Below are 11,326 nucleotides of genomic sequence, written 5' to 3' on the forward strand. Positions count from 1 at the left end.
CACCGGCACCGGCACCGGCCCCCGCTCCGGCACCTGCCCCTGCCCCGACCGGCGGCATCCTGTCGATCGCCGCGGCCTACACCGGCATCTACTACGTCTACGGCGGCAGCACTCCTGCCGGCTTCGACTGCTCGGGCTACACGCAGTACGTCTTTGCGCAGGCAGGCATCTCGCTGCCCCGCACCGCGGCCGCCCAGCAGGCCTACGCCACGCCCGTCAGCAATCCTGCGCCTGGCGACCTGGTGTTCTACGGCTATCCCGCTTATCACGTGGGCATCTACGCCGGCAACGGCATGATGTATGACTCCGGCAAGCCCGGCATCCCGAGCCAGTTGCGCGCCATCTTCAGCGGCGTCTCCGGCTACGGTCGCGTCGGCTGACCGACCCCACCGCCGCGTCTGGCGGCAGCGTGGTGTCTGCATACCAAAGAAGGACCCCGCCCCGAAGCATCGGGGCGGGGTCCTTCTTTGCTCGCTGACGCCTCAGGTCGCGGAGGAAAGCTCCGTCGCCTCGTCGGACTCGTCGTTGAACTCGCCCAGGATCTGCTCCAGGATGTCTTCCATCGAGGTCATCCCGATGACGCGGCCGTCGGGGTCGCGGACGAGGGCCAGCTGACCCCGTTGGGCGCGGAGGCTAGCGACCGCATCGATGAGCGGGAGGGTCGAACGCAGCGAGGCGACCGGCTGGATGAACTCGCCCAGCCCTCGACGGCCTCCGTCCGGGCCGTCTGCGGTCGCCAGGATCGCATCCCGCACATGCACCAGTCCGCGGATCCGCTGGTGTCCAGCTCGACCCGTCGGCTCGACGATGAAGAGCCGGCTCCGACCGCTCTCCCTGCTGATGGCTTCCACGTCCGCTGCCGTGGCAGACCGTGGGATCGTGACTGCGGCCGAGGGTGGAAACATCACTGAGAGCACGGTCTCCTGCTCCAGCCGGAGCGCGCCGGTGAGGATCTGGTGATCGGCATCGCCCAGGACGCCGTGCTCGTAGGACTGCGCGAGCAGCAGCTGCAGGTCCGCCGGGGTCTGGGCGGTGCCGACGGTGTCGACGACGTGCACACCGAAGAACCGGAGCACCAGGTTGGCCAACCCGTTCATCACCCACAGCACTGGCCGCACCACCCAGGTGAAGGCCCTGAAGGGGAGCGCGATGGCCATGGCTGAGCTCTCCGGGTGCGAGATCGCCCACGACTTGGGAGCCATCTCGCCGATCACCATGTGCAGGAAGACCACGAGGGAGACGGCCAGCACGATCGAGATCGCGTGGACCATGACGTCAGGGACCTGGAGCCAGGTGATGACGGGAGCAAGCAGCGTCGCGACGGCGGGCTTGGCCAAGGCTCCCAGACCCAGGGTGCACAAGGTGATGCCGAGCTGGGCGCCGGCGAGCATGACGGAGAGCTCGCGGGAGGCTTCGACGGCGGCGCGCGCCGAGCGGCTGCCCGCTTCGGCGTGCTCCTCAAGCCGGTGTCGTTTGGCGGCCACGATCGCGAACTCGGAGGCGACGAAAAATCCGTTGGCTGCTAGCAGCAGCAGACTGACGAGCAGCGCGGTCGTGGTGCTCATCGTGCCTCCTCCTCGTCGATGAAGACCGGCATCTGGTCGCTCGACAGTGCGTCCCGGTCGGCTTCGGAGAGCTGGCCCCAGTCTTCGACGGTGCGAGTGACCATCGGGTGGAGCGCTACGGTGTCAGGGACGAACCGTTGGGTGGAGAGGACATCGATCCGGGTCTGGTGGACATACTCATCGCCCTCCCCGGTCCGGTTGTCCCAACGCACGATCACGCTGTCACCCTCGACGGCCGTGCGGCCCAACTTGTCCAGGACCAGGCCGGAGATCGTGTCGTAGTTCTCGTGCTCTGGCAGCTCGATGCCGGTCACTTGGGCGACCTCGTCAATCCGTAGCCGTGCGGACAGGTCCCAGATTCCGTCGCCGCGGGCCTGGCTGGTGGACTCATCGTCGTCGTCCTCGTCCCAGATCTCACCGACGACCTCCTCCGCGACATCTTCAAAGGTCACGATGCCGGCAAAGCCGCCGTACTCATCGACGACCACCGCCATCTGCTGGTGGTGCGAGCGGAGAGACTCCAACACCTTGGGCAGCGGCAGCGACTCCGGCACGATCAGGGCTTCCTCACTCAGGTCGCGGACCAGGGTGCCCGCTCGCTCGCCCGGGTCGACCTCCAGCAGGTCGTGCATCCCGATGACGCCGACGATGTCGTCGATGTCCCGCCCGATGACCGGAAATCTCGAGTGTCCGCTCAGCATCGCCTCGAGCACGACGGCCGCCTGCTCATCAGCCTGGATGGTCTGCACCGACGTGCGCGGCGTCATGACCTCTTCTGCGACCCGGCCACGAAAAGCCAGTCCGCGTTCGAGCAGTGTCGACAACTCCTCGTCCAACGTCCCGCCGCTGTGTGCCTCCGCGATGATCCGGGTCAGATCTTCCGGTGTCGCGCCCTGAGGCAGCTCCTCCAGCGGCTCGATGCCGACTGAGCGGAGCAAGGCATTGGAGGCCATGTCAAACAGTTTGATGATCGGGCCCAGGACGGTCAGATACATCAGCGTCGACCGGGATAGTGCGCGCGCCAAGGGCACGGGCCGGGCGATCGCGAGGTTCTTGGGTCCCAGCTCGCCCAGCACCATCTGCAGCGTCGTCGAGAAGACCAGGGTGGCGAGGGAGAAGAGCGAGATCATGCCGGCACGTGCGAGCCAACCGACATCGGCGTACTCTTCCGTCAGACCACGCACGAGGAGTGCCTCGCCGAGGTAGCCGACGAGCAGTGCCGTCACGGTGATGCCGAACTGTGCACCGGAGAGGGTGAAGGACAACCGGGAGGTGACTCGAAGCGCGCGTTCGGCGGCAGGGTCTCCCTGTTGGGCGAGCTGTTTGAGCTTTCCCCGGTCGACGCTGACGAAAGCGAACTCCTGCGCGACGAAGTAGCCAGTCATCACGGTCAGCAGGAAGATGACGCCGAGGCCGGACGCGATCAGCATGGGGTGCCCCCACCACCCCTGGGGAGCCGGGCACTGCCCGGCTTGGGACTATCAGGTTGGGCGGCAGGCGTCATGGGTCAAGTGTAGGCAGGGCTACGCTCATCCCCGTGTCATCCCAGGCGCGCAGACCACGGTTCCACGCCAGCCGACCGGCGACGCTGGCCGTGGTCGCATTAGGTGGGGCGGTGGGCGCCCTGTTGCGCTGGGGACTGGAGTTGGTGCTCCCACACACGCAGGGGTGGCCCTGGGCGACGTTGCTCGCCAACATCGCCGGCTCTGCAGCTCTCGCCTGGCTTCTCGTGCATGACGATCGCCACCGCCACCCTGCCTGGATCCGGCCAGCGGTCGGGACCGGCATGCTCGGTGGGTTCACGAGTTTTTCCACGTATGCGGTGCAGGTGGCGCTGCTGGGTGAGGTCGAGCCGGCGATCGCGTTGGCCTATCTGGTGAGCACCCCCGTCCTGTGCGTCTTCGCGGCCGCCCTGTCCGGATCACTTGCCCTCAGGGCGGCGAGGGCGCGATGACGGCGGGGATGGACTGGGGCGTGGCGCTCCTGCTCGTCGCGGTCGGCGGGGCGGTCGGGGCGGTAGTGCGACATTTGGTGTCGATGCCGCCGCTGGGGCCTTTCCGTGGGGTGCTGCTGGTCAATGTCCTGGGAGCAGCCGCCCTTGGCGGGCTGGTCGCGCTGTCCGACCGCCTCTCACCGAGCCTGTTCCTGCTGTTCGGGACCGGGCTGTGCGGGGCGATGACGACGTGGAGCACGCTTGCGGTCCAGACCTGGGAGCTGGGGCGGTTCTCCGTCTGGAGAGGTGCCGTCTACCTCGCCGTGACGCTCGCCCTCGGGCTGCTGGCCGCACTGGTCACCTACGTCGCTCTTGCGTGAGCAGGGCCCTGGCCCCAGCTCTGCTCCGAGCGGCGGCGACCGCCCTGCCGTGGCACGCCATGTGACCGACACGGCACCCTTGCGTCCCGAGGACTGTCAGTGCTCTCTCCTACGGTGGAGACAGCTCGACAAACGCTGCCGATCGGCAGCAAAAGGGGCAGCACGGACCGGAGAGGAGGAGGGCGTGGTCAAGTTTCTGCACAGCGGCGACTGGCAGATCGGGATGACCCGACACTTCCTCGCCGGTGAGGCACAGGCCCGATTCTCGGCAGCGCGGGTCGACGTGATCCGTCGGCTCGGGCGGGTCGCGGTCGACCAGGGCTGCGACTTCATCGTGGTCTGCGGTGATGTCTTCGAGAGCAACCAGCTCACGCCGCAGACGGTCCGGCGCTCGCTGGAGGCCCTGCGTGCCCTTGAGGTGCCGGTCTATCTGCTGCCCGGCAACCACGACCCGCTGGATGCGATGTCGATCTACACCTCCGAAGTCTTCCGCGACGAGGCGCCAGCGCAGGTCCATGTCCTGGACCGAGCCGGCGTGCACGTCGTGGGAGAGGGCGTGGAGCTGGTCGCGGCGCCGTGGCGGAGCAAGCATCCAGGTCGCGACCTCGTGGCCGAGGCCATGGCTGACCTCCCACCGGGGCCCGCGCCTGAGGGTGTCGTGCGGGTGGTCGTGGGCCATGGCGCCGTCGACATCCTCGACCCTGACCGGGGCAACGACGCGGCGATCGCTACCGCGCCTCTCCTCGCGTCGCTCGACGAGGGCCGGATCCATTACGTCGCCCTTGGCGACCGTCATTCGCGCACGGAGGTCGCGGGGACCTCGTCGATCCACTATGCGGGCGCACCGGAGCAGACAGCCGCGCGTGAGACGCGACCCGGCGATGTGCTGGTGGTCGAGGTCGATCCGAGCACCCCTGCTCGGGTGACTGCCCACCATGTGGGTTCGTGGTCGTTCGCGGTCGTTGACCGCCGGATCGAGGGTGAGGCCGACCTCGTCGCGCTCGACGAGTTCTTGGGTGGATTGGCCGACAAGGACCGCACGGTCGTCCACTACGCGCTTCGCGGCACGCTCACGGTGGCCCAGCACGCCCGACTGGAGAGCATCCTGTCGCGGCATCGGGACACCTTGGCGGCCCTCGTGGAGCGCAGCCGCCACCACGACATCGCGGTGATCAGCGACCAGCAGGAGTGGGACGAGCTAGGACTCGGCGGCTTCCTCGGCACGGCCGTCGACGAGATCCGAAGCCTGGCCGAGGCGGGCGCGGGCACGGGTGGCTCCCACGGATGCGAGCTCCCGTCACCACGCTTGGGGATCGATGTCATCGAGATCGGGATCGAGGACGAGCTCGATGAGGGTCTGCGGCCGCAGGCCGTGTTCGTCGCCGGCCGTGAGGACGACGACGAGTCGGCGCGTGACGCCCTGGCGCTGCTCTACCGACTCACCCGCGGCGGTGCAGCATGAGGGTGCATCGCCTCACGGTCAAGGATGTCAAGGGCGTCCGTGAGCGCACCGTCGTCTTTCCCGACCACGGCGTCGTGGTGGTCGAAGGCCCCAACGAGGTCGGCAAGTCGACGATTCTCGAAGCCTTCGACAAACTCCTCGACCCACGCCTGAAGTCGACGTCGACGCGCGAGGAAGTCCGATCGCTCAAGCCCGTCGGACGCGACGTCGGACCCTATGTGGAAGCCGAGTTCACCGTGGGCGGCCACCGCGTCCGCTACGCCAAGAGGTGGCTCCGGCAGCCGCTGACCACCCTGGAAGTGCTCTCGCCGGTGCCCGCCCAGCTGTCCGGCGAGGCAGCACAGGCTCGGGTCGACCAGCTGATCGCCCAGTCCCTGGACCGGACCCTGTGGGATGCGCTGCGATTTGCTCAGTCCCAGGACGGCACGGTGGCGCCGCTGGCCGACAGCGCCGTGCTCAGCAGCGCACTCGATGCCGCCGCCGGGTCGCAGCTGCACGCCGAGGAGGGCGAGCTGATCCTCGATCGGGTAGCCAAGGAGTTTTCCCTCTACTTCACCCGCACGGGCCGCCCGACGGGGGACTACAAGGCGGCACTGGCGGCTTACCACCTGGATCAGGACGCGGTGTCCGAGGCGCACCGACGGTTGCAGGAGGCAGAGCAGCTCCTGGGGCGTCAGGAGCAGGTCCGGCGTGAGGTGACGCAGGCTGCTGAAGGTCTGGCGAGGGCCCACGGCGAGTTGACCGCTGCCCACGAGGCCCGAGAGGTGGTGTCCGAGATCGTGACCGCTCACGAGCGGGTGCGCGCTCGGCTCGGTGAGGCCAGCGAGAAGTCCCGTGCGGCGGCCCGGATCCGGCGGGAGCGACGCGAGCTGGTCGCTGAGCTGGCGACGATCACAGCCCGGGTTTCCCGCGCCGAAACCCAGCTGGTCACGGACCAGAAGGCCGCGGGCGCCCTGATAGAGCCCCTCGCAGCAGCCGAAGAGACAGCCACCGCGACCGAGGACGCCCTCGAGCGGGCCGAGGAGGTCGCCGAGGCTGCGCGGGCGGATGCGGATCACCTCGTCGATCTCGCGCGTCTGCACGAGCTTGAGTCCCTGACCGACCGGGTGCGGGATCTGGTGCCACGGCTTGCCGCCACCCGAGAGAAGCTGTGCGAACGGCCGATCACTGCGCAGACGGTGCAGCAGATCCAGGGCCTGGGAAAGCGGGCCATGCTCTTGCAGGCTCGGCACGAGGGCGCGAGCGGTCGCGTGTGCGTCGAGTCCTTGGGCGCGTCCGTCTCGGTCACGACATCCGAGTCGAACCCCGAGGGTCCGTGCCTCGAGTCCGGCGAGCGGCAGACCTTCGTGGTGACCGAGCAGACCGTCATCACGGTGGACGGGGCAGTGCGCGTCGTCGTGGTGCCCGAGGAGAGCGGCAAGGCGCGAGCCGCGGAGCTGGCGACCGCACGTCTGGACCTCGACCGGGCGTTGGTCGAGCACGGCGTGCAGACCATCGAGGAGCTGGAGCAGGCGGTCGCCGAGCAGCAACGGGTGCAGCAGGAGGTTCGAGAGCTCGCTCACGTGCTGGAGGTCACCACCGCTTCCCGCTCTGCTGCGGAGCAGCGGCAAGCACTAGCGGGTGTCGTCCCCTCGGGCCTGATCGATGACATGTCTGCACTACGCACGCGGCTGGACGCTTTCGCAACGGCACGAGTGAGCGAGGTGGCCCTCCCGGACGACGAGGCCAGTGCCAACGAGGCCGCTCGTGGCGCCGCACGGTCTTTGCTTCAGGCGCGATCAGCACGGCGCACCGCGACAACCACGGTCAAGGAATGTCGCGCGCGCGCCCAGCTGCTGCGCACCGAGCTCGAGCGCGCCACGGGGCGGCTGGAGTCAGATCGTGATCGGCTCACCCAGCTGTCGGAGGCGCTGCATGGTGCGCGCCTGCAGGTCGCCGACGAAGCGCTGGAGATCCAGGTGCGAGAGCGATCCATGGTGCTGGCCGCCGTCGAGCTGGAGGCCGAGCGTGCCGCGCGCGCACTCGAAGCGGCCGATGTCGAGGGTATGACTCGCCGTACGTTGGAGGCTGCGGTGCGGGTCGATGTCGCTGACGCTGAGCACGTCCGACTGACCGCGGCACTGCATACCCTCAACGGTCAGATCGAGATGGCCGCCAGCGAGGGGCGCAGCGAGCTCTACGACCATGCCGTGGCTACGCTCGACGAGACGGAGCGCCACCTGTCATCGCTGGACCGCCGCGCCCGAGCAGCACGTCACCTCTGGCGAACTCTCCAGGCCCACCGCGACGCGGCGCACCGGGCCTATGTGCTGCCCTACACCCAGACGTTGGAGCGGCTAGGTCGCGTCGTCTACGGCGCCAGCTTTGCCGTGACCGTCGATGATCAACTGACCCTGGCTGCTCGCACCCTGGATGGCACGACCGTGCCGTTCGAGCAGCTGTCCGGCGGAGCCAAGGAGCAGCTCGGGATCCTGGCGCGCCTGGCCGTGGCCCAGTTGGTCGACCCCGCACAGGGGGTCCCCGTCGTCATCGACGACGCGCTCGGCTACAGCGACCCCGGGCGACTCCAGCAGATGGGGGAGATCCTGGGAGCCAGCGCGCAGGGCGCAGACGTGCAGGTCATCCTGCTCACCTGCACCCCCGAGCGCTACGCCGCCATCCCGCACACGACGACGATCAGGCTCTCGGCCTAGCCCGGCAGCACGGGAGCATCGGTGACCGGCGTCTGCATCGGTCGCGACATCAGCCGTGCAGGGCTACCGTCGAAAGATGACCGATCAGACGAGCATCACCGTTTCCCGCATCATCGACGCCTCGGCCAAGGACATCTTTGAGGTGCTCTCGCTACCAGCGCGGCACCTCGAGCTCGACGGCTCTGGCTTCATCCGGTCGGTGGCCCACGGAGACCGCATCACGGCCACCGGTCAGGTCTTCACCATGAATATGTCCGGCGATCACATGGGCGGGGACTACCAGTCCGATAACCATGTCACCGGGTACGACGAGGGCAAGCTGCTGGCGTGGCAGACCGCGCCGGCGGGCACCGAGCCTCCGGGATGGGAATGGGTATGGGAGCTCACTCCGCAGGGGCCGGACAGCACCGAGGTCCGGCACACTTACGCGTGGGGCAACGTTACCGACAAGGAGTTGCTCAAGAAGATCTCGTTCCCGTTGATCGACGAGAGTGAATTGGAGGACACGCTTGGCCGGCTCGCGGCCGCAGTCTCCTCCTGAGTTGAGCACGCATGGCGGTGCCCGAGCCAGTGGGCGTGGGCACCGCCATGAGCGTGGTTATAGGGCGGCGTGATTTAGAGAACGACGGGTGGCTGGGTGGGCCGGCCATCCGTCGACCGGTCCGCTCCCATCCTGAAGGATGGTGTGCCGGATGTAGAGCTCGCTCCCGTCGGGGTTGTACATCGGATGATGTGCAAGGTGAGCTCCTCTCGGATCCGCTTCCAGTTTCGGGACCCGTTGGAGCCAGCGGTGCGCAGGATGTCGAGCAGCGTGTCGGTGCCATAGGGCTCGTTGCCATGGATGCGTCCCTGCAGCCACACGTGCGTCGGTCCCGTACCGACGGTAGCCACGTAGAGCTCACGTCCGGCCTCGCTTGCACCGGGCGTGATGCCGAGTTCGCGCGGGGTGCTGACCGTGACCGTGCCGCGCGAGGTCCGTTCGATCTGATCGAGGGACTTCACCATGTCGGCTTATGTCAGCAGGGCAGCGCGCGGTGGGAACGGACCAGGCTCTGGGAAGTTGCCGGCGGCGAGGACAGGAGCGGCCACGCTGAGCGGTACGGCCGCCAGGCCGGCGGTGAATAGGCGCGCCGGCTGACGTGGGTAGGCGAGGTGGGTTGCATGTTTCCTCCAGGGAGAGATCGACGTTGATTCGTGCTGACGCGACGCTAGCGAGGATGTGGCCTTCTACGACGTGCAACGCCGCAAGGAGGATCGACTGGGTCCGAGGTCATGAGAGGATTGTCCGCGCGCCCGTCAGCGGGTTAGCCCTCGTAGCTCAGGGGATAGAGCACCGCTCTCCTAAAGCGGGTGTCGCAGGTTCGAATCCTGCCGGGGGCACGCGGCATCTGTGCAGGTCAGACGCTTTCCTTCGGCTCTAGTGCAAGCGGTTCGCGTGAGGTTTGGCTCGGACTGGTGCCTGATTGGTGCCCGAAGGCGCGGTTGATCCTCTCGATGGCGGCCCGCTCGGCGTCGGTACCCATGAGATGCCCGTAGGTGTCCAGCGTCAGCTTCGTGGAGCTGTGTCCGAGCCAGACCGCGATGGTCTTGATGTCTACGCCGGCAGCGATCCACAGGCTGGCAGCCGTGTGCCGGAGGTCGTGCGGTCGGCGTCCGTCGGTCGTCTCGTTCCACCGGACCGCGCGCCGCCAGTTCTGGGCGTGCAGGTACCCACCCTGGCTGGCCGGGAAGAGCAGCTCCTCGGGGCTCAGTCCCTCAAGACGTGCCTCGACCAACGGAAGGGCCAGCGAGAGGAGCGGCACGATCCGGCTCCGTCCGCTCTTGGTGCTGGTGCGCTCGATCACCTTGCCGGTGCGCCCGGACTGTGGCAGCGACCTGGCGACGACGACCGCCGGGTAGGGAACGTTGGTGACGTCCCGGGCACGCAGCCCGCGCAGCTCGCCGAAGCGGAGGCCGGTCAACCCGAGGAACAGCGTGACGTCCGCCTGGGCGCCTGCGTGCTGCCGCTGCTCCTCCACCACGGCCAGCAGCTCCTGCATCCTGAAGGGCCTGAACTCCCCGCGACGGCGGCTGGAGTCCGGCCGCGGAAGCCGGACCGCAGCCGCCGGGGAGTCGCGGATGACCCGCGAACGCACAGCGTAGTCGAACAGGCCGCGCAGGGTCGTCCGCACGCGCGCGGCTGTACCCACCGAACGGGTGCTCGCGATCGTGCCGAGAAACCGCTCGATGTGCACTCGGTTCACTGACCCCATCGGTCGTCGGCCCAGGGCCGGCACGATGTGGACACGAAGGGCGCTCTCGTCGGACTCCCAGGCGCGGACCGAGACCTGGTCGCGCCTCGCCTCGAGGTAGGTCTTGGCCAGTTCGGCCACCGTGACCCTGCCGGCCGACGGAGGCACGAAGTCGCCCATAAGGATGAGCTGCTTCTGCTCGCGCTCCCAGACGGCGGCGTCCGTACGGCGCTCGAACGACCGGTCCGCGACCACGATGCCGCGGTGTTTGACCTGGACGCGGTAACGCCTGCCCCGCTTCTGGATCACTCCGGCTCCTCACGCTGGGCCTCCAGCCAGTCGTTGAGGTCAGAGGGCGTGAAGAAGACGCGACGCCCGATCCGGATGGCGGGGGCGAACCGGCGCTGGACACGCAGGTAGTTCAGGGTGTTCGGTGAGATGTGGCACCAGCGAGCCGCCTCCTCGACGGTGAGGAGCTCGATGGGGCTGACGGTCTGAGACATGGCGCTGACTTCCCTTCATTCGTGATCAGCTTCTTCCGCTGTAGCCCCTAAAGCGTCGAGGTCCACCTCAGGGACTCACCGTCCCTTCCCATTCAGTCACTTCCGACGGTCGGACGACCCGCTCTCCGCCCGATCTGTGGACAACCGTCACCCGCACACCCGAGCACGCAGATGACGCCGGACGAGCACATTGCCCGCTTTCGACAGCGTCTTCGACGTCCTCAGTCCTAAGTCCGGCAGCGTCCCCCGACGACCAGACCGCGCCGGAGCAGATCGAGGACACACCTGGTGCACTCGGTGAAATTAGTTGGCGTCAGGCGACCCCCAGAGCGCTGGTGCTCCGCTTTAGGAGGTGTGATGACGTTGCACAAGCTCGCTGCGGGCAGTGGGTACACGTACCTGACGAAGCAGGTCGCTGTCCACGACGCCACGGAGAAGCGGCAGGTCGGGCTGGCGTCCTACTACGAGGAAAAGGGTGAGGCACCGGGGCGTTGGCTCGGTACCGGTCCGGCCGGGTTGGACCTGTCGGTGGGGGACGTGGTGACCGAGGAGCAGATGA

Annotated in this window: 12 protein-coding genes and 1 tRNA gene; 8 read left to right on the plus strand and 5 right to left on the minus strand. The window is 68.0% G+C overall.

Annotated features, from left to right (window positions below; all coding sequences use genetic code 11):
* Positions 1-380, plus strand: a 380-nt coding sequence (locus tag Q4P07_RS12640; RefSeq protein WP_303375274.1) for a C40 family peptidase, incomplete at its 5' end; no start/stop codon positions are given.
* 102 nt (positions 381-482) lie between these two features.
* On the opposite strand, the gene Q4P07_RS12645 is transcribed toward Q4P07_RS12640, so the two are convergent.
* Both Q4P07_RS12645 and Q4P07_RS12650 read right to left on the minus strand, forming a co-directional pair.
* On the minus strand, positions 483-1,565 hold the full coding sequence (locus Q4P07_RS12645) for a hemolysin family protein (RefSeq protein ID WP_303375275.1): 1,083 nt from the start codon (positions 1,563-1,565) through the stop codon (positions 483-485).
* Positions 1,562-2,995 (minus strand): hemolysin family protein, encoded by a 1,434-nt coding sequence (locus tag Q4P07_RS12650; protein WP_303375276.1) that lies wholly within the window; start codon positions 2,993-2,995, stop codon positions 1,562-1,564. Before Q4P07_RS12650 ends, Q4P07_RS12645 begins: the two co-directional genes overlap by 4 nt.
* Before the next feature lie 107 nt (positions 2,996-3,102).
* Between Q4P07_RS12650 and Q4P07_RS12655 the strand changes: the two genes are divergently transcribed.
* The 5 genes from Q4P07_RS12655 to Q4P07_RS12675 all read left to right on the plus strand — a co-directional run bounded on the left by Q4P07_RS12655 (position 3,103) and on the right by Q4P07_RS12675 (position 8,574).
* Positions 3,103-3,519 (plus strand): CrcB family protein, encoded by a 417-nt coding sequence (locus Q4P07_RS12655; RefSeq protein WP_303375277.1) that lies wholly within the window; start codon positions 3,103-3,105, stop codon positions 3,517-3,519.
* Positions 3,516-3,878 (plus strand): CrcB family protein, encoded by a 363-nt coding sequence (locus Q4P07_RS12660; protein ID WP_303375278.1) that lies wholly within the window; start codon positions 3,516-3,518, stop codon positions 3,876-3,878. Before Q4P07_RS12655 ends, Q4P07_RS12660 begins: the two co-directional genes overlap by 4 nt.
* Before the next feature lie 184 nt (positions 3,879-4,062).
* Positions 4,063-5,340, plus strand: coding sequence for a metallophosphoesterase (locus tag Q4P07_RS12665; protein ID WP_303375279.1), 1,278 nt, complete (start codon positions 4,063-4,065; stop codon positions 5,338-5,340).
* The gene (locus Q4P07_RS12670) at positions 5,337-8,033 is read left to right on the plus strand and encodes an AAA family ATPase (protein ID WP_303375280.1); all 2,697 of its coding nucleotides are present in this window, start codon (positions 5,337-5,339) and stop codon (positions 8,031-8,033) included. Before Q4P07_RS12665 ends, Q4P07_RS12670 begins: the two co-directional genes overlap by 4 nt.
* Positions 8,034-8,109: 76 nt before the next feature.
* The gene (locus Q4P07_RS12675) at positions 8,110-8,574 is read left to right on the plus strand and encodes an SRPBCC family protein (protein ID WP_303375281.1); all 465 of its coding nucleotides are present in this window, start codon (positions 8,110-8,112) and stop codon (positions 8,572-8,574) included.
* Between the two features lie 74 nt (positions 8,575-8,648).
* Here Q4P07_RS12675 and Q4P07_RS12680 read toward each other — a convergent pair whose 3' ends face one another.
* A complete protein-coding gene (locus tag Q4P07_RS12680) occupies positions 8,649-9,035 on the minus strand; it encodes a M14 family zinc carboxypeptidase (protein WP_303375282.1) in 387 nt (128 codons plus the stop codon).
* A gap of 305 nt (positions 9,036-9,340) precedes the next feature.
* Between Q4P07_RS12680 and Q4P07_RS12685 the strand changes: the two genes are divergently transcribed.
* Positions 9,341-9,413 (plus strand) — tRNA-Arg (locus Q4P07_RS12685).
* Positions 9,414-9,430: 17 nt separating this feature from the next.
* Here the strand turns inward: Q4P07_RS12685 and Q4P07_RS12690 are convergent.
* Together Q4P07_RS12690 and Q4P07_RS12695 are read right to left on the minus strand one after the other, a co-directional pair.
* The gene (locus Q4P07_RS12690) at positions 9,431-10,573 is read right to left on the minus strand and encodes a site-specific integrase (RefSeq protein WP_303375283.1); all 1,143 of its coding nucleotides are present in this window, start codon (positions 10,571-10,573) and stop codon (positions 9,431-9,433) included.
* Entirely contained in the window at positions 10,570-10,767 is a 198-nt protein-coding gene (locus Q4P07_RS12695; protein ID WP_303375284.1) for a helix-turn-helix domain-containing protein, read from the minus strand. The genes Q4P07_RS12690 and Q4P07_RS12695 overlap by 4 nt, the downstream gene beginning before the upstream one ends.
* A gap of 357 nt (positions 10,768-11,124) precedes the next feature.
* On the opposite strand from Q4P07_RS12695, the gene Q4P07_RS12700 reads away from it, so the two are divergent.
* On the plus strand, positions 11,125-11,326 hold a 202-nt coding region (locus Q4P07_RS12700; RefSeq protein WP_303375285.1), incomplete at its 3' end, for a relaxase domain-containing protein.

Origin of the sequence: Ornithinimicrobium sp. (assembly GCF_030537745.1) — a bacterium.
Taxonomy (GTDB): Bacteria; Actinomycetota; Actinomycetes; order Actinomycetales; family Dermatophilaceae; genus Ornithinicoccus.

Coding starts and splice junctions, on each gene's coding strand:
- Q4P07_RS12670 (WP_303375280.1), top strand. CDS start 5,337: ATGAGGGTGCATCGCCTCACGGTCAAGGATGTCAAGGGCGTCCGTGAG.
- Q4P07_RS12660 (WP_303375278.1), top strand. CDS start 3,516: ATGACGGCGGGGATGGACTGGGGCGTGGCGCTCCTGCTCGTCGCGGTC.
- Q4P07_RS12695 (WP_303375284.1), bottom strand. CDS start 10,767: ATGTCTCAGACCGTCAGCCCCATCGAGCTCCTCACCGTCGAGGAGGCG.
- Q4P07_RS12645 (WP_303375275.1), bottom strand. CDS start 1,565: ATGAGCACCACGACCGCGCTGCTCGTCAGTCTGCTGCTGCTAGCAGCC.
- Q4P07_RS12650 (WP_303375276.1), bottom strand. CDS start 2,995: ATGCTGATCGCGTCCGGCCTCGGCGTCATCTTCCTGCTGACCGTGATG.
- Q4P07_RS12675 (WP_303375281.1), top strand. CDS start 8,110: ATGACCGATCAGACGAGCATCACCGTTTCCCGCATCATCGACGCCTCG.